Origin of the sequence: Martinezella calliandrae (assembly GCF_030272695.1) — a bacterium.
GTDB classification, from domain to species: Bacteria; Pseudomonadota; Alphaproteobacteria; order Rhizobiales; family Rhizobiaceae; genus Rhizobium; species Rhizobium calliandrae.
Map to the genome: position 1 here is coordinate 1 of NZ_JARFYN010000037.1, position 23,233 is coordinate 23,233.

Genomic DNA, 23,233 nt, shown 5'->3' on the forward strand with positions numbered 1-23,233 from the left:
GCGATCAGCATCCGATTCCAGATCGAGATAGATCGATGGACGATGGTCGGCTATGGAGAGTGCCAATGTCGTCTTACCGACCTGACGCGGGCCGATGAGCGCGACAGCTGGGCGCGTGTCTAGGAGTTCATTCAGTTCGGATGATATTCGACGGCTAATCATCCTTGCATTTGTGGAGTGAAACTCCAGAATTGCAAGGACAAATTAGCGAACCTCACGAAACCCCGGACGCGGCGCTACACAAGCAACCGCGCAGCGCGCCAGAAGATCTGATCGAGTTCGGACGCGCCTTGAAGTTCAATGCGGGGCAGCGTGTGCTGCGCATCTATCTTCCCTCCGCCACGCCCTCGATCGCGACAGGTATGCATCTCGGCTTGATCTATGCCTGGCTTGCGACTGTCGGAGCCGAATATTTCCTCGCGGTCGGTCGCGGTGTCGGTGGCCTGGTCATTGCGCTGGCGACCGAAACAGACGCCCTGAGGACGAAACTTATTTCCTGTTTTCTGCGCAAGGAAAGACGGCCGTTCCTTTTAATCTACTATTTTTATAGACAAAATCTGTTCGTCGATAGGCCTGTCGAGGCTTGGATAGCGAACTCGCGGCCCGATCAATGAGATGGAGGATCGCATGGAATCCGATTTCATCAGCCGCTTGAAGGTAGCCTTCAGGCGTCTTGCGCCTCGCCGGGTGAGCGAGCGGGGCGTTTCCGGCAAACCGGTCGAAAGATCGATCGCTTCGGATGACGATCGTGAGCGATCGGCTCGCGATTACGAGTTCTACTATTGGTGCTCTACACCGGCGCCCTGGTATTGAGAAAGGAGGCACGCCATGGCACTGGCCTTCGATCTGCGACGACCGGTTGTGAAACAGTTTCAGAACAGCATCCGATCACATCTTGTCTATGGTATCGAAGTTTGCTCCGTCGTCTCGTCCTTAGTATTTCTATTCGCGCTCGTGGCGGGAGTGATCTGATGCTCCATTCCCCTGATCGCGGCCCCTACGCGGGGCGCGTGCCGCAGCCTCAATTCACGATGACGGGGCTGCGATGAGCAAAGTGCTGATCTTGCCGGGTCTGTTCGGTTCGGGAGAAGGGCATTGGCAACATTACTGGCTGCAGGATCAGCCGGACTGCCGTCTGGTGGATCAGGAGGACTGGGATCATCCGAATTTGCAAGACTGGATGACGAAGCTCGACGCGGCGTTGGAGGCGGCGGGAGAGGCCTACGTCGTGGCTCACAGCCTCGGCTGCCTGCTGGCCGCGAGACTGGCGGGCCGCCCGACGGCGCAACGGGTCAAGGGTGCGTTGCTCGTCGCGCCCTGTGATCTTAGCGCGACGGAGGCGCTGCATGCTGGGCATATCTCTTTCGGAACCATGCCCACCGAGGCCCTGCCTTTCCCCAGCATGACGATCGGAAGCCTGAACGACATATATATGACGCTTGACCGCCTTACGCTCTTCGGGCGCCTTTGGAAATCCGATCTCCGCAATATCGGCCTTGCGGGTCACATCAATGTCGCGAGCGGCTTCGGGCGCTGGCCGAGTGGGTATGGCCTACTGGAGACGCTGAAGGCGCGCGCCAGGCGCCGAAGACCGCGGGATACAATGCCCGCGGCTGGCGCGACCGTTTAACAAGAAGGCTTTTCTTTGAAAGCATTAAACGCCATCCTGTGGCAGATTCTTTAAACCCAACGTCGTCGCGAACAATTTTGACCAGGACGACGATCCGATTTTTGGAGGACACACGTGAGCCTACGTATCAACGATATCGCACCCGATTTCACCGCCGACACGACCCGCGGGCAAATTCAGTTCCACGACTTTATTGGCAACGGCTGGGCGGTGCTTTTTTCGCATCCCAAGAATTTCACGCCGGTTTGCACGACTGAGCTTGGGGCAATGGCGGGCCTTGAGCAGGAATTCGAAAATCGTGGCGTCAAGATCATCGGCATTTCTGTCGATCCGGTCGAAAGCCACAGCAAGTGGAAGAGCGACATCAAGACGGCGACCGGATTCGAAGTCGAATATCCGCTGATTGGCGACAAGGACCTCAACGTCGCCAAGCTCTATGACATGCTGCCAGCTGGCGCCGGCGAAAGCTCCGAAGGCCGCACGCCTGCCGACAACGCCACCGTGCGGTCGGTTTTCGTTATTGGCCCCGACAAGAAGATCAAGCTGATCCTCACCTATCCGATGACGACGGGGCGCAACTTCAATGAAATCCTGCGCGCTATCGACTCCATTCAATTGACGGCGAAGCATCAGGTCGCCACGCCGGCGAACTGGCAGCGGGGCGAGGATGTCATCATCACGGCCGCCGTATCCAACGAGGATGCCATCATGCGTTTCGGTTCGTTCGATACTATCCTGCCTTATCTGCGCAAGACGAAGCAGCCGTCGGCCTGAGCAGGCGACGTCCGGGAACGCCGCTCGGATTTGAGCCGCGTTCCCTTTTTTGCTGGTCGAACCTCAATCAATAAAATCAGTGGTCCGGATGTAGGGTGAGCCTCAGATCGATGAGGCCGCGATTTCCGTCCCTGTTGCCGGTCGCGGCGACGGCGTTGAATATGCGCCCCGCATCGTCGTACATTTTGAGATTGAGATAACAGTAGCCGCGCAGAACCATTAAATCGACGCGTTCCTGCTGCAGTTGCGCGCGTTGATCGAGATAGATCAGGGTTTCCTGATAGCGCTTGGCGGCAAATGCGGCAAGCGCGCGATCAGCCAGTATGGCAACCTGCAGCTCAGCGGCGCGTTGGCGGTTGAGAGGCGCCTTGGCTGCGGCGACAGCCGCGTTGTTGGCGAGCCCCGCGCGCAGATAGGCGAGGCTTTGCCCATAGGCTGCGTCTTCGCGCGCCTTGCCGGGCGGACCGTTCAGAGCGACCTGGAAGGCTTCGATCGCTTCCATCGGACGGTTGAGATCCATCAGGCACCAGCCACGAGACAACGCATCCGCCGGATCGAGGCGCTGCGCATTTGTCGTCGTGGAGCAACCACGCGGTCCGCGCACGCCGCGTCGAACCGTCGTGATTTGCCTCTCCGGCTGGCCGTATCCCGTAGGGGCGACAGTGCGTTGGCGCGTGTTGATATTGGTCTCGGATGTTTGAGGTGGGGTCATAAGCGGCCGTGGGCCGGTGGGGGTAATGGTCATTTGCGGCACCGCCTGAATTGGCGAAGGCAGCGGTACGGAGCCGATGGATGTTCGGGGTGTGGTCTCGCCCAGCCTGGCGATACGCTCCGAACGGCCCGCCCACAGCCGTTGAATTTCGGCTACGCCCTGCCGGTCATTCAACTGATTGCGGGTAATGACCAGGCCATAGGCCGAAGGTTCATCGTCGGGTTTCCAGCGCAACGCCGTCTCGAACCAGCGTGCCGCGGTTTGCGGCTGATTGAGTGTACGTGCATACCATCCGAATTCCTGCGCGGTCGGAACGTATTTTTGCTCGATGACTTCGGCGGCCATGCGGCTTAGCACGTCTTCGCTGAGATTGGCTGGTGGTTGCAGCGCCATCAAATTGGCGGTGGCCGCGAGGTAGGTCGCTGTCGCATCCTTGGAATCGTTGCGCCATCTGAACATGACGTCTTCGGCTTCCTGAGGCTTATGGTCGGCGATCAGGATCAGGGCCAAACCCTGCGATGCCGAGGCGGAATCGTCCTTGCTGCGGGCTGCGCGGAACCACTTTTCCGCTTCGTCATGGTTTTCCCGGCGCAGATGATACCAGCCGAGGAGCAGGGCATCGGACGCCAGACCCTGGGTTAAAGCCGCTTGTTCAACCTGCGATAGGTACTTCGGCGCCACGGACAGTTTCGGATCGTCATTGCCCTCGGCGACGAAGCGCCGCGCCAGGTCTGTGCGGATGCTGTCAAATTCCCGCCCGCCGTTGCCGTCGGGTCTCTCCAGCGCAAGAAGATCCTGCATGGGCTGGTAGGGCAGCAGTGCCGACGCCTTTTGTATGGTCGCAAGCCTCTCCTGTGGATTGACGCAATTGTTCAGGATGTAGACGTAAGCGTCCTGGCCGCGGGCAGCCCGGTCGGTCTTGATGAATGCCTCGGCAACCCGCCACAGAATGTCGATTTCGCTGCAGGTCAGCAGGCTCGGCGTGTTGGCGCCGATATCGACAACGGTTGCATATTGCTTGAGATCGGATGCATTGACGAGGCGCGCACGCGCCTCGGCAACATCGAGGCGTTCCAGTAAGTCGGCGGGCGGTTGCCATCCGGTTTCCGCCGCTTGGCGATCCGCGATGGCCTTGCGCAGCTCGGCGTAGCGACCTTCTGAGTAGAGCTGCCACATGGCTTCGAGCTGCTTGTCGCTGTTTTGCGGGATGGCCAGAGGATCGGCAGGCGGTACCCAATTCGGATAAAGCGCTTGGAGACGGGAAATCTCTGCCTGGAGCCGGGCCTTGTCACCGCGGCTGGCGAAATAGCGCAGTGCGCTCTCGTCGACTTTTTGCGGCGCCGCGGGCTGCGGCGTCGCCGATTGAGGCGTCGCTTGAACAAAGGCATCGGATGGGGCCGCTGTTACTTGCGAAGCCGCCGATGTGTCCGGTGCCGCTTCAGCAGAGGCCGGTGTGTCGGACAAAACTGCGGAAGGGGCCGCTGCCTGGATGCGATCGGCGACTGCTTTCATATCGATAGGAGGCGAGTTGAAGGCTATTTCTGTTGGCTTGATGCTTCCGGTCTGCGCCACTTGGTTGTCCGGGCGATTTTGCGCGACCAGTGCCAATCCTTCTTCGAGGCTCGCACGGTCTTTCATCGCGATGACAGATCCTGCCACTACGACTGCCGCGGAGACCGTTAGCAGAAGGGATTTTATAAACACTCGGGATGTTTCTCCTCAACAAAAGCCAAGCCTAACAATTGAAGGGTCGACGGATAGTAGAGTGACGGTACAAACTGCCGAGCCGAGGCGGGCAATTTCGCTCCGCTTGTTACGCACGCCAAAACATCGTCAACAACTCGGTAACCTGGGTCCACAAGGGGTTGCTTTGGCTTGCCCGTTGCCAGGTCGATTGTAGCCGGCTCATCGCCTTCGACGGTCATACCCGCCTGCAGCCGTGTCAGCAGCGCCGTGTCGGATATCCCCGCTCGCACAAGGTAAAGTGGGATACGAATCGCATTATAGCCGAATTCGGCCTCGAAGCCGTTAGCGGGTCTGGGCATGGTACGCAGGCTCACCCAGTCCGCTGGCAATTTCCGCGGCCCGACCTGCATCGAGCGGAGCAGGGACAGGCCATCCTCCGTCAGCTTTTGCCATTCATCCGAAGGAGCAAGCAGCGCCATGACGGGGATGGCTTCATAAACCCAGTAGGAGGGATTGACGACCGGTCCGTCATCGCGTTCTGAGGCCGCATAGCCTTGGATACCCGGCAGAAGCAGCGTGCGTCCGCCGGCGTGGATCACGGCATGCGACAGAAGCGCCCTCGCTATCGTCGCTGCCGCCTCAAGATAATCCTTCTTGTTCCACGCAGATCCCGCCAGCGCCAAGGCGTAAGCGATCAGCATGTCGCCGTCGGAGGCATTGTTCGTGTCCGTCACGTGGGGCGTGACGGCCGGGTCCCATTTCCACGCCGCAAGACCATCGTCGCGCAGCAGGAGCTCGGTTCGCGTGAAATACCAAATTTGCTCGAAATCGGCGGGACTGTTTGAAAGATAGGCAAGCAACAAGCCATAACCTTGCCCCTCGCTATGACTGATATTGCCGTTGCCGTTATCGACGATGCGGCCGGTCGCGTCGAGGAATTTCGCCTTGTAGGCCGCCCATGCCTGCGGATCGATTGCGGCGTGTTGCGCCGCAAGTTGCTGGCACATCATCATGAGAGCGATACAGCCGGTAACGACCAAGGTGCGCCAACGCCTCATTCGTGCCTGCCAATCTTTGCAAGGATTCCGGATGTTGTGACGCCGATCAATAGGAAGAGCATCACGACGAGGAATGCGTAGGACAGAATGTTGGTCGAAAGCCAGTTGGCGGCAATCAGACGGTAGTTGGTGAACGACCAAGGCTGAGACATGACAAAGTCGAAACGGCTGACTGGCACCGTGTCGACCTTTCCGGTCTTGCTGGAGTAAACGGTGATATGACCGGCGATCCGTGGCCAATTGCTCTCGGACGTCATGGCCTCGGCTCCTGCTCGCAAGTCCTTTGCAGAAGGCGCGGAGACGATCGTCCAGGTTGACTCGCCTGTGGCGCTCGTTCCCTGGGCAATCATGAAGCTGTTGACATTCGAGGGGGTGAAGACGCGCTCTGCACTGGGAATGAACTGCAGGGAACTCAACGATATGTCGAAGTTTCGACGCATCCAATCCTGAAACAACGAAATCTGGTGCTGCAAAGCACCGCCACCAACTCTCGCGCGCCACTCGGCGAGTGTGATTGCCGCTTCCGGCTCGGCGCCTTGCCCGGCGATAACGGGGCGCCAGGATGCCTGACTGGTGGTCGCGATATTCATCTGCGACAACGTCGTCGTCGGCATCTGCGAAATCGAGCCCACGAAAATCGCATCGCGATTTCCGACGCCGCCCGGCGAAGCAATAAGATCGACCGCGATCGGATGTCCCGCGACGACTGCCACCCGCCCTAGCAATGTCGCGGTTGCGGATAAAGTGTCGGGGTCGGCCCGATCGATGAAAAGGGCTGCCGGCACGGTACCGCGGTTGTAGGGATAGCCGGTGCCCGCCAGCGCCGCGAGATTTGGGCGCTGACCGACCCTGGCGTAATCCGGCATATGAAATTCGCTCGTATCGAAAAGTGCAAAGCGCGGTGTTGAAGTGGAGGTCGTGCCCGGCAGGCAAACTTGGTCTTCGTTGGTCAGCAACATCGCTTCCAGCGTCACGGTGTTGAGACCCGGTTTGAAGTGGCGCATCGTCACGCGAATGGGTAGGTGCCGGAAAATACCGCCACTGGTTGCAGTGATGGGCTTCGTTGTGGCGATGCTTCCGTTTACATAGACATCAATATGGCTCCCCGGCTGAACATTTTTTGCATAGGCGGCATCGAGGAAGATTGTCGCCTCGCCATAGGCATTGGCATAGAAGTCCGCCGGGACTGCCACGTTGAAGCTGGTGTGGAAGCGGCGACCAGAAAATTCCGTGGTGTTGATTCCCAATTGCGAGAATGCAAGGCTCGTATCGGAAGAGAAGAATGGCGCGTCCGGCGCGCTCCATCGCTGGGTTACCAATGTATCGCGAAGGACCTTCGGGTCTCTGTCTGTTGGCGAAACGATGGTATCTATTGCTGCTGAGACCGCCTGCCAGGACGGCCCGCTGACGAGCAGGATTGTAGAGCCGGTCCGTGGATCCTTGACGAAGGTTGCCAATCCGGCGGTCTGTGCTGCCTCAGGTGCCGAAAACAAGGGTTGTAGTTCAGCTGGTGTCCCGATGAGCACCGTCATCTTTCCGGGGCCAGTGGGCGGCACGGAGTCCGTATTGAAAGAGAAGGTTTCATTCGGCATTCCGCTCAGTAGCGATAGACCCTGAGCAAGCCGCAGCAGCGGTTTTGTGGTGCCCGGCTGCGCCAGAGCGGGCACGACGAGGTTGAATTCAGTTTTTCCCGCGTCATCAACTCCGATTGCGCGGATCGCATCCGTGTTCGATGGCTTTTGCGCATCCTGTTCGGCGAAGCTCAAATAGGTCTTTGAGGGATCGATATCGGACCAGAGTTCGTAGGTTGATTGGATGTTGCAATCGGTGCGGTGGCGCTGTGTCGCTTCGAAGGTCACCAGATTGGCGCCGGGCTGCAACAGGCCGCGCGGGATGTCGAAACTTATCGCCGAAGCGTTATCCGGCGAACCGATCTGCTGCTGGCCAATTGCACGATTGTTAAGAAGGATGGTCAGCTGTGAAGCTTCGGGCGCAACGACAACGGCATTCTGATAGGCGAAATGGAACTTGGCGGGAGCGGCAGCCTGTTCGGGAGTGAGATAGATCGACCAGGATCTTCGATCGTATTCGCCCTCCAATCGAAAATCCGCGAACGGCACCACATATCGCTGGAATTCGGGAGTCGCAGGAACTGCCGTCACCATCGGATTGTTTCGCGCCGGCACGACGGGCGTGACCGGTTGCCGCGTGACCTCCTGCGGCGTGCTTGCCTTGGGGGTGGCCGCTTGCGACGGCGCTATTTGCGGAGCTGCCACTTGTGGAACGGTCACCTTTGGGGTCGTCACCTGCGGCGTGGTCGTTTGCGGTGCAGTTACCCGCGGCATCAATGTTTCCGGCACGATCGGCTTCAAAGTCTTCGACCGTTCGCCGGACATGTCGAAGGGGGCCGTCTGCGCATGAACGACTGTGACGCCAAACAGGAAAAGGAGCGCTGAAAGGACGCTTTTCATCAATTGCTTGCCTTTGCCCCTTGTTGCTCCGCCTCGCTTTCGGATCGCATGCTGCGGAAAAGATAAAGCAAACCGCGGCTTGTCTGATAAAGCGAGAGACCCAGAAACCAGATCGTTCCGCGAATGATGCCGGGATTGCGGCGGCGCGCTTGCTGGAACTGTGTCCATTGGTCGGAGTTTGCAAACACCAGATCCGCGATAAGGCGGTGATCCGGAGCACCCTTGGGAACATATTGGCACCCAATTGTCGTTATTTCGCCGGCTCGCTGGATATTGCGGACGATAACCGGCAGTGTCTCCATTTCTGCGCCGCTATATGGCTGAAAGCGGAGCACTCCCTCCGCACCTACGATAACCGGATCAAGGTCCTTGTTGAAGACATTCAGTCGCGCGCCGTGAACGGAAACATCCTCGATCGAGGCGGAATTCCACTTGCCATTGATACCGAATTCGCTGCGACGGTTGACCCTGACGCGGCGAGAGGATGCCCGCTCGCCGCGTTCCGAAACGACGCCAAGCGCACAACCGGATAGGATCAGATTGATCATGTTCCATCCCCCGACGACAAGCGTCACATCCGCTTTGTACGGTTCGGCGTAAATACGGTATATCGTTACCGCGACCGCGATGATCTGGACGGCAAAAATGACGAAGAAGGGCCGACTGATCTCGGAAAGACGACTGACTGAGATCGATTCGTCCTTGGCGGTGACCTTGAAAGTCGGCTTTTTCGGATTGAGCATGACCGAAATTACGGCCGGCAGCAAATGCACCGTCTGGACATATTCATAGAGTTCCGAAATCCACGGCCAGCGGAAGGAACCGTAGAGATAGTTCTGCATCATCAGATTCACGAGCATGTAGGCAAGCGTATAAGCGAGAAATTCGCCGCCGGAGGCCGTGAAGATTTCCAGATCGAAGAAAAGGTAGAAGAGCGGCGCGAAGAGGAAAATTGTGCGGGGAAAGGGAAAGAGCCAGAACAGCGTGGACGACATGTAGCAAAGGCGCTGCGGTAGCGTGAGGCCCCGCTTCAGCAGCGGAAAGCGGAAGCGAAGGATTTGCATCATACCCTGGGCCCAGCGACTGCGTTGGCCGATGAAGCTCGCAAACGTCGCGGGCTGCAAACCGGCGATAAGCGGCCTGTCGACATAGATGCTGTTCCAGCCGCTGCCGTGAAGGGCCAGTGCTGTTTCGCAGTCTTCTGTGATGCTGATCCCGCTGAAGCCCTTTTGGGATTCCAGGGCGGTGCGGCTCAATACGGCGGCCGAACCACAGAAGAATGCCGCATTCCATTTATCCAGACCGCGCTGAATGATGCCGTAAAACATCTCGTTCTCGCTCGGCATATTGTCGAAAGTCCGCAGATTGCGCTCGAGCGGATCGGGATTGATGAAGAAATGCGGCGTCTGAACCAGAAAGAGTTTTGGGTCGTCTTCGAAATAGCCGACGGTCTCGAGCAGGAAATCGCGTGCCGGGGCATGGTCGGCATCGAAGACAGCGATCAGGTCGCCGCTCGAATGTTTCAAGCCGTTGTTGAGGTTGCCGGCCTTGGCATGCTCGTTGCGATCGCGGGTCAAATACTGGACGTCGAGTTCTTCGCAGAGCTGTTTGAGTTCCTTGTGCCGCGCAATCGCTGCCTGCGATTCCAAAAGTTTGGTGGAGTTGCGCTTCTGCAATGTGCCGCCATCGTCGAGCAGCCAAACCTGGAGCTTGTCGGCCGGATAATCCATCGCCTTGGCGGAGGCGAGTGTGTTGGCAAGAAGCTTTGTGTCTTCGTTGTAAGACGGGACGAACACGTCGACGGAAGGGAACTGTTGTACCTTGGATGCGCGGGCTGGGCGAGAGGGCAGAGGCGTCGCAACGATGAAAAGGCTGAGCATCAACATGGCGACGTTGTACATTTCCGCAAGATAGAGCAGCAGGCCGGGGACGAAGTTTTCCGGCTGATTGACGGGCGGCAACGTGTTGGTCGTTCGCCAATAAACATAGCGCAAAACGATAGATGTACCGAAGGCAAGAGCGATCAGTCGCCAAGTTCCTTGAGCCTTGAGGACCTTGATGATCGCCATGAAGGTGACGATAGCAGTGCTGGCGATGAGCTGGGTCTGGAGGTTAACCGGCAGCGTAATCAGTACTAGTCCGCACAGCGAAACCAGAACCCATATCAAGATGCTTCGTGCCGTATGCATCGACTTCCCTTCGACGGTGCGGAGACAGGCGCGGCCGGCGCACCCGCTCATTTTCCCTATTTCCGGCAAGCCGCGGTCGTGCCCGCGTCGCCGATACAGTCTGGCGACGGAACCACGATGCCGTTGGTCCCCATCGTTCCTCGCTGACCCTGCCCTGATATTTGTGCTGGCGCCGTTACGGCCCCTGTTTGGGGCGTACCACCTTGCGGATCCGGCAAAGCTATGTGAGGGCCGACCGCTTGAGGCGGAGCCACAGTAACGGCTTTTGGCTGGATCACGGTCCGGTGGTTGACGATTGCCGGCCGGACCGCAGTCGTTCTGGCTTCATAGCCGATAGCCATCTGGGAGTTGCGGTAACCGCCGACATCGGGATAAATCGGGTCGCCAGGACGACCGAGCAACGCGTCGGCTCCCCTTGGGGTACCGTAGGGGTTCAAGCTCTCGCCTTCGAACCCGCCAGCGATCGTGTAGCCATAGACGGTGCTCAGAAGTTGGCGCTCGGTTGCGCGCGCATCACAGAGCCGAAGTCGAACCTGAACCATGCTGAAGTTGCGCTGCTGTGCCGGCGTGGAGCGACCTGCGCGGATTTGCTGCCAGGCATAAAGGCATGTATCTCCGGCTCGGCTTCGGCCTGCAGCATACCCGAATGGTCCGTAGGTATTTTGCACGAAGGTTGCGGAGCGAGAAAGACGGACGCCCGGTATGGTTGCGGCTATTTCACGTGCGATCTCAGCTTCGCTGATCATTTTATAAGGTGTGCTGCCTAATCCGGGAGTTGATCCGGACACTGCGAGAAACAGCACTTTGACGAAATTCTGACCCGGAACCGTCGACGAGGTGGAGAGCGAAATCATCTGCTCAACGTCGTTACCATGCCTACGTTCGACCACGTTGACAATCGCAGGGCCGCCGGGCGGGGGAAACGCCAACGCTTTGTCGCTCGGAATGGTTTCGGCGCCACCCGATTGCCGCACTCCACCCGTCGTCGTGCAACTGGTCCCGAAAATCGCCAATGTTAAGAGCGCTATTAATTTGAGTAAGTGCATCTGTGATCGCGGCAATCGTTTATCGTATTTTCACGGGCAAATTACGCGACAGATTTTGAAATCAAGCCCCTGTGTTCGGTTTTTAGAATAACCTCAATTATGGTTAACTATCAATTAACGAAGGGGCGATTAGAAAAATCCGCAGACCGGGAAGGAGGTTTTCCCAGTTTTTTCGAATGTGCTTGTCATCGAGCCGGCACTTTGGCCGTGACGGCTGGGAGGAAACAGCTCTGCGTCAGAGCGACACAATCGTTGAGCAATTGGGTATTTTAGCTTTACGAATTTCTTCCGGCATAGCATTTAGGTTCAACGCTCTCAGTCCTTGTTGCGAAGTGGATGATGATTTCCCTGAACAACGGCACAAGAAAACTTCTTGACCAGCTCGGCCCGATGGCGGCGGACACGCAAGTGCTGATCGCGCTTTATGATGCTGAGGATCGGCTGCAATTTGCCAATCCCGCATTTCGCTCTGCCTTCTTTATCGCGGCGGATGAACATCCGTTGTGGGCGGATCTGATGCGCCGCAATTATAGATTGAAACAAGGGACCGTGATCGCCGCGGCGAATTTTGAGGAATGGCTGCGCTCCACTCAGTCGCGACGCGGCAAAGTGAGTTTTCGCGCCTTCGAGACGGACCTCCACGATGGTCGTTGGCTCTGGATGACGGAGACCGTGCGCGAAAGCGGTTGGATGCTGTGCATTGCGAGCGACATCACCCGGATCAGGGCGAACGAACGTGACTTGCGACAGGATCGCGATGTCGCAATCAAAGCCGCGCAGACAGACGAGCTCACGGGCGTAGCCAACCGACGCTTCGTCATGGCACGCTTGGAAGAACTGCTTTCGGTACCGGCGGCCGCCAATCAACCGCTCGGCTGTCTTGCCGTCTTCGACATCGACAATTTTAAATTTATCAATGACAGTCTTGGGCACCACGCCGGTGACCTGATTTTGAGGGACTTCGCGGGGCTGATCCAGGCTCATGTGCGCCGGACTGATTGCTTCGGCAGGGTGGGGGAGAGGAGTTCGTTCTGGTCATGCCAAGGACGCCGGTCGATGAAGCCGCAAGTATCATTCACTGCATGCTAACTTTCGTGCGCGACAGCAAGCCGCTTCCGGATCCATCGAACTTTTCCTACACGTTTTCGGCGGGCCTGGCCGTCGCCAAAAGTGGCGACACGCTGGCAGAAGTCTATCGACGTGCTGATCTTGCCCTCTATGGCGCCAAGGTCGCCGGCCGCGACCGCCTGCAGATCAATATAGATTTTCCCTCCGCAGGAAAGCGTTAGCTCTTTTCACGCAGCTATTCTTCTTTTTTTTGGCCGAGCGTACTTATACTGGATCTTTATGAGCGGGCCAAAAATAGTGATGCGTTCGCTCTCGCTTGCGCTGATCTTGGATTAGCAGGATCATGAAATGGGGACTGTTTCTCGTTTCTTGGAAACAGCGCGACCGGATTTGCACTGGCTCTGGCGCGATGAGAATTGAACGCAAACTAAGCTGGCAACGAGATCATGGGCGAAATTCAGTTGGCCTTAGTGGCGTTCGGTTTGCTGGGGGCGAGCGCGGCCCTCGGATTTTTTTTGAGGCAACGGCTGTCGGATCAGCATCTCTCGGATCACAACATCGAGGCGCTGCGGCTGGTGACGGGCCTGCTTGTGACCTTTACCGCCCTTGTTCTCAGCCTGCTTCTGGCATCGGTAAAGGCTTCCTTCGATACCACCGATCGTGATCGCCGCATGTATGCCGCAAGCCTTGCTGCTTTCGATCAATGTCTGCAGGGCTATGGAGCGGAGACCGCAGCCATGAGAGCTGTTCTGCGCGAATATACCGCCGGCGTTATCGCGAGCACCTGGCCTGATGAGGAGAAACCGACCGGCGTCGTGCTTCCCGATCTGGCAGGGGTCGCACGCGTCGGGGAGGATCGCACTTTGAAGGCGCTGATTACCGGCGTCGGACTGTCTTTAGCAGCGCTCGACCCAAAGGATGCATTTCATCAAAACCAGCTTGCGGCTTGCCGCCTCTCCTTCGACGACGTCATGCACCGTCGCGAGGCCGTGATCGAGGATGCGCAAGGCACTATGTCGGGTCTTTTTTCGCGTGTATTGATGTTCTGGCTGATGTTGGTTTTTATCAGCTTTGGCCTTCAGGCTAGGCATAATCGCTTTACGGTCGTCGCGATCGGCATTGGGGCGCTGGCGATTTCGACTGTCATCTTCGTTATCGCCGATCTGGACAAGCCGTATGGCGGTGTCTTCGGAATACCGAGCACATCCATGCGCAACGCGCTTGAGGATATGTTGCGTTAGCCGACACGGGATCGGACCTGGTTCGGTGGGAGGAGAATGCGTCTTACGCCGCAAGACATTTCTGATACAGTTCTGAGGCGCATTTTTGGGGGCGACAACCGTTCTCGGCGATAGGGTGGGGCGCATGACCCTGGATTTCGAAGCAATCTTCAATAGGGAGCTGGATGTCGTCAATTTCCGGCGCCAGTCACTTCAGAGTGGCGGCGTCGAAGCGGACCGCGCGAAGCACCACGCAACGACGCAAGGTCCGGCGAGCTCGAGGTTTCACGTCCCCCGTCATGCGGCGAAGCTATCGCAGGGCCATATTGGGACAAGCGGGCGTGGTACGGTTCGAATGGAGGCCGGCAGCAACCTGACCGGACTTTCGTTTTCCGGCGGCGGCATCCGTTCTGCTGCCTTTTGCCTGGGTGCCTCGCAGGCGCTGGATTCGCTGACGGGCGATGGCGAGCCACATGTCTTCGACGCCCTCGATTATCTCTCCACGGTGTCCGGCGGCGGCTACATCGGTACATCCATCGTCTCCGGCATGATGCAGGAGCCCTATACGTTCCCTTTCGCCAGCAAGCTCGATTCTGAGGAGACGCCGGAAATCCAGCATCTGCGAAACTATTCGAACTTCCTCGTCCCGAACGGAACGATCGATTATCTGACGAGCTTTGCGCTTTTGATGCGCGGATTACTGGTGAACGCGTTGATCGTCCTGCCAGTCCTGCTTCTGCTCGCCGTGTTCACCGTCGCTTGCAACCCTCGTTCCACTGATCTGGGGCAGCCGGATATCATCGGTTTTCCGCTCAGCAGCATCAGGCTCCCCCTGTTCACCATCGAGGGCCTGGAAGCCTTCACGTTGACAATCAATGTGACCGTCGTCGTATTAGCCTTGATGTTCGCCAGTGCGATCGCAACCTCCGTGACATTTCAGACTAGCCGGCTGGTGACGCGCGAACGACTTGCATGGATGCTCGGCGGGCTTGTGGCCGTCATCGCCGGCGCCTTTCTCCTCGAACTGCAGCCGCTCATCCTCAGCGGCATGTTCGAGGCGTCAACGGGCGCCGAGGCGAACATTGCCGGTCTTGAAAGCAGCGGCTTGAAGAGCCTCCTTTTGGCCATCGCGCACGTGGTTCCCGGGCTTGCCAGCGTTCTCCTTCCCGCAGCGCTTGCGGTAATCGGCGCGGCACAGAAGCTCGCGAACATCGCAAGAGCGACGCTTGGAGAGGCGACCTGGACGGAAGCGCTGCAGAAATATTCAAGCCGCATCGCCCTCTATCTTGCCGCCCTTGTCGTGCCGCTGCTGCTGTGGGTCTCTTATCTCTATCTCAGTTTCTGGGCGATTACGCCCGTAGCCAACTTGGCCCCTGCTCCGGCGCCCGTGCCCGTCGCTCCGTCATGGCTTTCTGCCGCGGCTGTCCTTGCTTTAGACTATGTCCCTGCCATTAGGAGGCTGGGCGCCATCGGCTCGCTCTATCTATGGGTCGCCTTGCTGCTTGCCTTCGTCTGTCTCTTCATCGGTCCCAACTCCAACTCGCTCAATCAGCTCTACCGGGACCGTCTCAGCCGGGCTTTCCTGTTCGAGCGCGCGCGTCTTTTAAGCAACAAGCCGTCGATCGATGTCGACCGGTGGAAATTCTCGTCGTTGAAACAGTTCGATGCCGCGAGAGGCCATTGGAACCGTGGCGCGGCCTATTCGCCCTATCTTCTCGTCAACACGACCATCAATTTGATCGCGTCGAAAGCCCTCAATAAGCGTGGGCGCAATGCCGACAATTTCATCTTCAGCCCGCTTTATATCGGAAGCCAGGCAACACGCTATGTAGAGGCCAGAAAAATGGAGGCTGCCGTCCCGTCGCTCAGTCTTGCGACGGCGATGGCCACGTCCGGCGCGGCGGCGTCGGCGAATATGGGAAATCATACCGTCAGAATATTGACCTTCAGCCTTTCCTTGCTGAATGTCCGCCTCGGTTATTGGCTTGCCAATCCGGCAAGGCTCGACGCGTTGCGTCATTGGTGGAACCGATGGTGGTCGAATTTTGGTACCTGGTATTTTGCCAATGAAACCGCCGGTCGTTTGGACGAGAAAAAGCTGAACGTCTATCTGACCGACGGCGGTCATATCGAAAATCTCGGCATATTCGAATTGCTGCGCCGTCGCTGCAAGGTCATCCTCGCCATCGACGCGGAAGCTGATCCGAGCATGACGTTTGAATCCTTCGTAAAGCTTCAGGTCATGGCGCGGATCGATCTCGGTATCCGTATCGATCTCCCTTGGCAGGACATCCAGAAAAAAACATTGGAAGTGGCCAGCGAGATGGCATCGAACGCGGGTGCGCTGACAAGATCCAGGGGACCCCATGCCGCAGTGGGGATCATCGAATATGGTGAGGACGAGAAGGGCATATTGCTCTACGTCAAGTCGTCGCTGACCGGCGACGAGAACGACTACATCATGGACTACAAGAGGCGGAACCCGACCTTTCCGCATGAGACGACGCTCGATCAATTTTTCAGCGAGGAGCAGTTCGAAGTCTATCGCGCGCTTGGCTTCCATGCCGTCCAGCACTTTCTCAGCGGCACCGATGAGTTCGCTCAGCCATCGGCCTTACCGGCCGGCTGGAGCGACGATTTGGGCGCCGCACTCGCATTGCTCAATGTCCCGCCCAAGATGCGCGCGGCCTTCAGCGCACGGGTTTAGAAGTCTGCGATGCCGACGCCTCCTGAACCCGTTCCCGAGCTGGGTGGACCTGCCAGCGGCTCCCCGCTGATCATAAATTGCTTTAGGAAACTGCATTAAGCGCTATTGACCGAGAAAAACCGGAGCGTCGGTTCGACACAGTTTCCTTGTGGTAATCTGAGGTTGAAGTTTATTTGAAAATGCGCAAAGATGGTCTTAACGATAAGGGATTGCGGCATCGTACCGCTGAGTCGCAGTTTGATTCGACAGCATATTTCAGCTTCGGTTGCCTGGGTTTTTTCGCGCGGAACGCGACGGGGCTAAGCAGGCAGATTTAGCTCTTATTGATATTTCCTAATATTTGCGAATGCTTGAAACGCAGAAGCAGTGTCTTTCCGCATTGACAGTGCATTTGGGGAATAGGCGCACCGGTCCATATGTGCGTTTGGGGGGCGTTCTCGATGAGAGTCTACGAGGCGATCGTAAAGGCACTTGAGGGAGTGGGGGTCGGTGCCGCCTTTGGCGGAGCGGGCGAAAATGCCGCCGGTCTCATGCTTGCCCTCAAACATTCCTCAATCAAGGCCGTCATTACCCGCCACGAACAGGCGGCTTCGTTCATGGCCTGCGGGTATGCCATGCATTCGGACCGTTTGGGCTTTTGCTTTGCAACCGCGGGGCCAGGCGCCTTCAATTTGTTTTCCGGTATGGCCGTTGCCATGTCGGATTCCTATCCGGTGCTGGCCGTCTCCGGCTACGCATCCCTCGATTGGAAGGGAAAGGGCGCACTGAACGAAACCTCCGGCGTCAGTCGCACTCCGGATTCGCAGGCGATGTTTGCGGCCACCACGAAGAAGTCATTTCTACTGACGGACGCTGCCAAGACCTGCGACGTTGTCGAAGAGGCCGTCAACCTCGCCTTCGATGGCCGCCCCGGCCCAGTTCACATCCATGTCCCTGAAAACCTGACGCATCATGGCGTCTCCGTTGACAACTACCACGATATCAATCTCCAGCGACGTCCGGTGCTACCGGATTCCGAGCGGGTGAACGAGGTTGCCGGGCTCCTGGCGGATGCCGTTGCCAAGGACAAGAAGATATTGGCTTTGATCGGGTTTGGCGCTGTTCGCAGCGGCGCCGGAGCGGAGTTGACGGAACTCCTGGAGCGCTATCAGATTCCATTCGCGACGACGCTCGATGGAAAAGGCATCATTTCGGAGCGCCATCCTCTCTCTGTCGGCGTGTTCTGCGACAGCGGCCATAGCACGGCGTGGAAGGCCTTCCTTGAGGCCGATGTGATCCTTGCCGTGGGGAATTCCTTCGCGCAGCATGCCACCTTCAATTTTCGCGATGACCTCCTGACTGGCAAAAGGCTCGTCCATATCAACATCGATATCGGCGAGATCGACAAGGTCTACAAGGCCGACGCCGCAATCATCGGCGATGCGAAACGCGCGATCGCGGCGCTCAACAAGGAAATATGGCCGAAGGCTGCCGCCGTGCCGTCGCGGCCTGCCCTGGGGCGCGACTATGACGCGGAGCGCATCGTCCATCTCACCGATGACATCCATCCAGGACAGTTGGCCCAAGCGGTCTCTAAGCGCCTGCCGCAGAATGCGATTATGCTCGCAGATGCGGGCGCGCATCTTGCCTGGCTTGGCTACTATCTAGAGCTGTCGCCGGGGCAGTTCTTCCGCAAGCCCGGCGGGTTCGGGCCGATGGCCGGACATGTCAATGGCGCGCTTGGCGCCAAATGCGCTAATCCCGACCGCCCGGTCATCGTTGGCTGTGGCGACGGGTGCTATCTGCTGTCGGGTTTCGAGCTTCTGACCGCCGTTCAATACGACATCCCTATCATCTGGATCATTTTCAACGACGGCGAGTTCAAGCTCATCAAGCTTTATCAACTCGAAGCCTATGCCGAATCGGGACTGGTCGAGTTCTCCAATCCGGACTACGTCGCCTATGCCAGGGCCTGCGGTGCGCAGGGATACAGGGTGGGGACGATCGACGAGTTCGAAAGAGCCTTCGACGAGGCGCTCGCACTAGGCAAACCGGCGATCATCGACGCCCACATCACGCGACTTGCGCTGCCGCATTACAGTCCTTCGCCGAAAGGGCTTCTATCCGGCATCGCGGAAATGGTCGAGGAGCGGATAGTCCCGGGTCGGGGTACGCAATAACCACTTTATTCGTCGGCGCGACGGGCCGAAATCAGAAGGCGTTTCTCGGGCGCATCGCGGACGGCCCCGGGAAACAGGGGATCGTCCGCCTCTTTTCAATCCCATGCATTCCCATCAGCACGATGTGCCAGAAGCCATTGTCCGATGCGTTCAAGGAGGGTGAACGAGAATGGAGTGGAATGAATCCTATCAAGGAGGAGTGGAGGCCGAGCGCTTGGCCTTCGAGCGCCTCGCTCAAGATATGATGCGTGTCCAGTACAAGACGCGCGCCTATGCCAAAGCGGCCGATATTCAGCGCGCATTTCACAGCAAGGCGGTCTTTGCGGCTATCGACGCCGAGCTGAAGTTCGTCGATGACCTGCCCGAAAATCTGAGGGTCGGGTTTGCCGAGCCCGGTAAGAGCTATTCCACGATACTGCGCCTCTCCAATGCCAGTGGCTTCGGTCAACCGGACTATAAGCCCGATCTGCGCGGCTTGGCGGTGCGCATCAATGTCTCGGATCGGGAGAGCCACGATCTCTTGGCGACCAACTTCCCTGTTTCCCATGCGCGCGACGCCAAGCAGTTCGTTGCCTTCGCCAAGGCAACGGCGGGTGGAAGCTTAAGCCGGCTGTTCGGTGTGATCGGCCTCGCCTTCACCTTCGGTCCCTCCGAAACCCTTAGAATGATCCGCAACGTCACGACCGGACGCAATCGGAAAATCCGCAGCCTGGCGCTTGAGACGTTCTGGAGCCGCGGTGCGATCTGTTGGGGTGATAGGCTGGCGGCGCGCTATCTCTTCCGTCCCGCAGCGAACGCAGCGCATGCTCCCGATCCTTCAAAGACCGATCCCGGTTATCTCTCAGCCGAGCTCGCTCGGCGCCTGGAGGTCGGGGACATCAACTACGAACTCTGTCTGCAGCTTTTCGCCGACCCGAGGTCGACACCGATCGAGGACACGTCCATCGAATGGACGGAGACCGCTTCGCCTCCCATCAAGGTGGCAGATCTCAAAGTCAGCAAGCCGAAGACCGGTGAAGCCGAGACCATCGCCAATGCCCGCCTCGTCGACGAACTGGCGTTCAACCCCTGGAACACGACCGACGCCTTCAGGCCACTCGGCAATCTCAACCGGGCACGCAAGGTGGTCTACGACGCGAGCGCCGCTTACCGCCACAATTTCCGCTGGACGACCCCGGTTCCGCTTCGCAATCTTGTGGCGGGGAGCATTGCGCGCTCTGCTTTTCTGATCATCAACCGGTTCATCGCCTGGCACCGGCTGCCGCTGCGGCTCAGCCTGCTCAATCTCGACGCTTTCCGCTACGTCCTGCGCGAAAAGAACCTCATCGCGACCGACCCGGTCGAGGCGCCGCCCATCGCTCGCCCGACGCCGCTGCCGGCCATTGCCGAAGGCGAGCGGCAGATGCGGACCTATGACGGCACCTTCAACGATCTGTCGGCGCCGAAGATGGGTGCCGTAGGCTCGACTTTCGGCCGCAACCTCCCCCCAGTTTTTCAACCTGAACTCTTCGATACGCCCAATCCAGTGGTGGTCGCGCAGCAATTATTGCATCGCGACACATTCATTCCGGCGCGCTCGCTTAATATCCTGGCCGCGGCCTGGATCCAGTTTCAAGTCCATGATTGGGTCAACCACGCCCGCCATCCGCTTGGGGAAAAGGACGTCGTCGTCGGCCTTCCCGCCGGCATGAAATGGACAAGCGAGGTTGGCGGCAAACCGGAAGACGTGATGCGAATTGCCGGAAACATGGAAATGAGCGGCTATGACGGCAAGCCGCCCATCTATTTCGGCAATGCCGCTTCGCATTGGTGGGACGGTTCGGAGGTTTACGGTCCCGACAACAAGAAGGCCAAGGACCTGCGCGAGGGCCCGAAAATACGCCTGGTCGACGGGCATCTGCCAGTCGATGTCCATGGCTTCGAAGTGACAGGGTTCAACGAGAGTTGGTGGCTGGGCTTGAGCGCCATGCACACGCTGTTTGCGCGTGAACACAATCTGCTCTGCGACGAGCTCCGACGCCAATACGGCAATTGGGACGATGAACGCATCTACCAGACCGCCAGGCTGATCGTCTCAGCGTTGATTGCCAAGATCCATACGGTCGAATGGACGCCGGCGATCCTTGCGACCAAGGCGATCGAGGTTGGCCTCTCCAGCAATTGGAACGGCCCGCCCGCCAATGACTGGCTGACAAAGGCTGGCCTCTGGCTGGTAGACGCGCATGCCTCCACCGGCATTCCGAAGACGATGCCGGACCATCACGGTACGCCCTATTCGTTGACTGAGGATTTCGTCACCGTCTACCGCATGCATCCGTTACTGCCAGACGACTATTGCTTCTACAACCATAAGACGGGTGCCAAGATCACCGAAAAGAGTTTCATGGACATCCAAGGCCCGGGCGCCGATGAGATGATGCGGCAATACGGTCTACGCAACACGCTCTATTCCTTCGGCACAGCCCATCCCGGCGCCATCACGCTGCACAATTCCCCCCGCGCACTCCAAGCCTTTGCGCGCGACAAGGAGATCATCGACCTTTCCGTCGTCGACTTGGTGCGAACGCGGCGCCGTGGCGTGCCGCGTTACAATGAATTCAGGGCCGGCCTGCATCGGCCACGGATCAAGCATTGGGAGGAGTTGTCAACCAATCCCGAGGACGTGCGGCTGCTTAAAGAAATCTATGGCCACATCGACCGCATCGACACGGTGGTTGGCCTCTTTGCCGAACCGCCGCCGGAAGGCTTTGGCTTCAGTGACACCGCTTTCCGTATCTTCATCCTCATGGCGTCACGCCGGCTGCAGAGCGATCGTTTCCTGACGGTGGACTTCCGCCCGGAAGTCTATTCGCCCTTCGGGATGGACTGGATCGCAAACAACGGCATGACGAGCTTGATCCTGCGCCATTGCCCGGATCTGGCGTCGATGCTGCCGCGCAATGCCAGTGCCTTCGTGCCCTGGCGGCCGGTTCTTTTCGGCGGCGAAAAGCAGGATCTGGAAAGGAGGGCATCATGACGGACATTCCTGGAGCAGATGACCTTTCGCCAACGAGCGCGACGGCGGCCGGAACCTTGACCGGCAATCGCGGTCTCGATGCGCTCTTGCGCAGACCGCTGATCGAGACGATATGGCGACGGCGCACCCATCGTGTCAGCCAAGGAAGCTCGGTGCTGGCCGGCACGATGAGCTACGAGTCGGAGCACCAGCGTGAACCTCTTTCAGAACTCGAGGAGGCAATACTGATCGCCATCACCGGTGCGACGGGGCTCACCATGCCCGACCGGCCTTTCGAGGACCCGGCCACGCATCAGCCGATCATGGCCAAGCCCAATCTTGTCATGGAGGGCCGGACCGCCGGCAGTCCCGACAATGCCCAGGGCACGCATTTCTTCATGATCAACGACAGTGGCACTTATTTCATCCGCAAATTGCCGCCACCACCGGACGGCGAGAAAGCGCTGACGGCGCAAAGGCTGATTGCCCGGGCAGCAGAGGCCAAGGTGCGTATTCTTGAGCATCGCCTCGATGTCCCGGACGGCAAGCGCGCCTTTCCGGCATATCTCGATTCCAATCGCTTCCTGTCGAACCTGCCAGGCACGACGATCTTCCTGCCGGTCGTCGACCTCTCGCGGCAATATATCAATGGCATGATGTACCTTCTGACCCAGCCGGACGGCGCCCGGCCGGCGATCGTGGACGACCGCAATTTCTATCGGCTCGCAGGTGTGAAGCGCTGGGTGGACAAGGGCTTTCTGAACAAGGATATCAAGATACCGCTCGGCGTCATTGGCTCGCTGCGCACGCAGATCGAGGCCGATCTGCTGTTGCAGAATATATTCCTGACTGCCGATGCCATGGGGCTCGGTGCCTGGATCCACGGTTCCATCAGCCCGCCGGTTCTTCTCGGCGATCCGAAATTCCTCAAGACTTACGGTCCGATGCTGGGGTTTGACGTCGTCACGCCACGCTGGCGCCTGATGGACATCCTGCGCTGGCAGGTACCGCTGCCGCGCTACTCCAACCTGCGCAGCAACCCGATCGGATTGCGCTTCAAGGGGGAGCATTTGATCAAGGGCATGTCGCCACCCTATTACGACAGCATGGCTGACGCCGTTGCCGCGGTCGTTGAAGAGAAGTTCGGCAAGAACGGCCTCTTCAATGACCAGGCGCTCTTTGCAGAGATCTATAAGGACGACTACGGCAAGCGCTATCTTGCGGAAGCTGCCGTCTACAATGCCGATGTCATCGGCTGCGCGCGGGACATCTGCACCTATATCTACGAGACGCATGGCCGGTTCCCGGCCCATTGCGATGCCATCCACGTGCCAGGCGTCTGGCTGCAGGCGCATCACGTGGAGATCGACTACTATGACCGGTTCTTCCGAAACGGGCTCACGGACGTTCACCGCTCCCACCATCAGGACTGGCATTGACCAAAGCGCGAGTGCGTTTCTCGGGCGAAACCAAATCAAGCGGGGTACCTTTGGGCGTGATCTGTGTTTCGTCGTGCAA

General features: G+C 58.4%; 14 protein-coding genes and 2 pseudogenes. 10 read left to right on the forward strand and 6 right to left on the reverse strand.

From position 1 onward, the window contains the following. Positions 1-162: AAA family ATPase (locus PY650_RS24030; RefSeq protein ID WP_285882167.1), on the reverse strand; the 162-nt coding region annotated here is incomplete at its 3' end. 89 nt (positions 163-251) lie between these two features. Here PY650_RS24030 and PY650_RS24035 point away from each other — a divergent pair. From PY650_RS24035 to PY650_RS24050, 4 genes and pseudogenes are all read left to right on the forward strand, one after another. Continuing rightward, positions 252-455: pseudogene (locus tag PY650_RS24035) on the forward strand (ABC transporter permease subunit); the annotation flags it as partial. Positions 456-627: 172 nt separating this feature from the next. Beyond that, a complete protein-coding gene (locus PY650_RS24040) occupies positions 628-813 on the forward strand; it encodes a hypothetical protein (protein ID WP_285882105.1) in 186 nt (61 codons plus the stop codon). A gap of 232 nt (positions 814-1,045) precedes the next feature. Next, complete coding sequence (locus PY650_RS24045; protein ID WP_285882106.1) at positions 1,046-1,630, forward strand: RBBP9/YdeN family alpha/beta hydrolase; 585 nt, start codon at positions 1,046-1,048, stop codon at positions 1,628-1,630. 114 nt (positions 1,631-1,744) lie between these two features. Then, entirely contained in the window at positions 1,745-2,404 is a 660-nt protein-coding gene (locus PY650_RS24050) for a peroxiredoxin (protein ID WP_285882107.1), read from the forward strand. A 76-nt stretch (positions 2,405-2,480) separates the two neighbouring features. On the opposite strand, the gene PY650_RS24055 is transcribed toward PY650_RS24050, so the two are convergent. Genes PY650_RS24055 through bcsN form a run of 5 tightly spaced genes read right to left on the reverse strand, consistent with a single transcriptional unit; the run spans position 2,481 to position 11,566 of the window. Next, positions 2,481-4,754: a cellulose synthase gene (locus PY650_RS24055; RefSeq protein WP_285882108.1), complete on the reverse strand. Its 2,274-nt coding sequence runs from the start codon at positions 4,752-4,754 to the stop codon at positions 2,481-2,483. A 56-nt stretch (positions 4,755-4,810) separates the two neighbouring features. After that, positions 4,811-5,860, reverse strand: a complete 1,050-nt coding sequence (locus tag PY650_RS24060; RefSeq protein ID WP_285882109.1) for a family 8 glycosyl hydrolase — start codon at positions 5,858-5,860, stop codon at positions 4,811-4,813. Next, positions 5,857-8,331 carry a cellulose biosynthesis cyclic di-GMP-binding regulatory protein BcsB gene (locus PY650_RS24065; RefSeq protein WP_285882110.1) on the reverse strand — a complete coding sequence of 825 codons (2,475 nt, stop codon included), beginning with the start codon at positions 8,329-8,331 and terminating at the stop codon, positions 5,857-5,859. Before PY650_RS24065 ends, PY650_RS24060 begins: the two co-directional genes overlap by 4 nt. After that, a complete protein-coding gene (gene bcsA / locus PY650_RS24070) occupies positions 8,331-10,520 on the reverse strand; it encodes a UDP-forming cellulose synthase catalytic subunit (RefSeq protein WP_285882168.1) in 2,190 nt (729 codons plus the stop codon). Before bcsA ends, PY650_RS24065 begins: the two co-directional genes overlap by 1 nt. Before the next feature lie 56 nt (positions 10,521-10,576). After that, on the reverse strand, positions 10,577-11,566 hold the full coding sequence (gene bcsN, locus PY650_RS24075) for a cellulose biosynthesis protein BcsN (RefSeq protein ID WP_285882111.1): 990 nt from the start codon (positions 11,564-11,566) through the stop codon (positions 10,577-10,579). A 390-nt stretch (positions 11,567-11,956) separates the two neighbouring features. On the opposite strand from bcsN, the pseudogene PY650_RS24080 reads away from it, so the two are divergent. The 6 genes and pseudogenes from PY650_RS24080 to PY650_RS24105 all read left to right on the forward strand — a co-directional run bounded on the left by PY650_RS24080 (position 11,957) and on the right by PY650_RS24105 (position 23,154). Beyond that, positions 11,957-12,855, forward strand: a pseudogene (locus tag PY650_RS24080) (GGDEF domain-containing protein). A 225-nt stretch (positions 12,856-13,080) separates the two neighbouring features. Beyond that, the gene (locus tag PY650_RS24085) at positions 13,081-13,875 is read left to right on the forward strand and encodes a bestrophin-like domain (protein WP_285882113.1); all 795 of its coding nucleotides are present in this window, start codon (positions 13,081-13,083) and stop codon (positions 13,873-13,875) included. Positions 13,876-13,999: 124 nt separating this feature from the next. Then, positions 14,000-16,561: a patatin-like phospholipase domain-containing protein gene (locus PY650_RS24090; RefSeq protein WP_285882114.1), complete on the forward strand. Its 2,562-nt coding sequence runs from the start codon at positions 14,000-14,002 to the stop codon at positions 16,559-16,561. 440 nt (positions 16,562-17,001) lie between these two features. Then, a complete protein-coding gene (locus PY650_RS24095; RefSeq protein WP_285882115.1) occupies positions 17,002-18,720 on the forward strand; it encodes a thiamine pyrophosphate-binding protein in 1,719 nt (572 codons plus the stop codon). 169 nt (positions 18,721-18,889) lie between these two features. Beyond that, positions 18,890-21,736: a peroxidase family protein gene (locus PY650_RS24100; RefSeq protein WP_285882116.1), complete on the forward strand. Its 2,847-nt coding sequence runs from the start codon at positions 18,890-18,892 to the stop codon at positions 21,734-21,736. Further along, a complete protein-coding gene (locus PY650_RS24105) occupies positions 21,733-23,154 on the forward strand; it encodes a hypothetical protein (RefSeq protein ID WP_285882117.1) in 1,422 nt (473 codons plus the stop codon). The genes PY650_RS24100 and PY650_RS24105 overlap by 4 nt, the downstream gene beginning before the upstream one ends. Positions 23,155-23,233 lie beyond the last annotated feature (79 nt).

Excerpts from the sequence above, each read along its gene's own strand:
- PY650_RS24040 (WP_285882105.1), top strand. The coding sequence starts at position 628 with ATGGAATCCGATTTCATCAGCCGCTTGAAGGTAGCCTTCAGGCGTCTT.
- PY650_RS24045 (WP_285882106.1), top strand. The coding sequence starts at position 1,046 with ATGAGCAAAGTGCTGATCTTGCCGGGTCTGTTCGGTTCGGGAGAAGGG.
- PY650_RS24055 (WP_285882108.1), bottom strand. The coding sequence starts at position 4,754 with ATGAAAGACCGTGCGAGCCTCGAAGAAGGATTGGCACTGGTCGCGCAA.
- PY650_RS24060 (WP_285882109.1), bottom strand. The coding sequence starts at position 5,860 with ATGAGGCGTTGGCGCACCTTGGTCGTTACCGGCTGTATCGCTCTCATG.
- PY650_RS24065 (WP_285882110.1), bottom strand. The coding sequence starts at position 8,331 with ATGAAAAGCGTCCTTTCAGCGCTCCTTTTCCTGTTTGGCGTCACAGTC.
- bcsA (WP_285882168.1), bottom strand. The coding sequence starts at position 10,520 with ATGCATACGGCACGAAGCATCTTGATATGGGTTCTGGTTTCGCTGTGC.
- bcsN (WP_285882111.1), bottom strand. The coding sequence starts at position 11,566 with ATGCACTTACTCAAATTAATAGCGCTCTTAACATTGGCGATTTTCGGG.
- PY650_RS24085 (WP_285882113.1), top strand. The coding sequence starts at position 13,081 with ATGGGCGAAATTCAGTTGGCCTTAGTGGCGTTCGGTTTGCTGGGGGCG.
- PY650_RS24090 (WP_285882114.1), top strand. The coding sequence starts at position 14,000 with ATGACCCTGGATTTCGAAGCAATCTTCAATAGGGAGCTGGATGTCGTC.
- PY650_RS24095 (WP_285882115.1), top strand. The coding sequence starts at position 17,002 with ATGAGAGTCTACGAGGCGATCGTAAAGGCACTTGAGGGAGTGGGGGTC.
- PY650_RS24100 (WP_285882116.1), top strand. The coding sequence starts at position 18,890 with ATGGAGTGGAATGAATCCTATCAAGGAGGAGTGGAGGCCGAGCGCTTG.
- PY650_RS24105 (WP_285882117.1), top strand. The coding sequence starts at position 21,733 with ATGACGGACATTCCTGGAGCAGATGACCTTTCGCCAACGAGCGCGACG.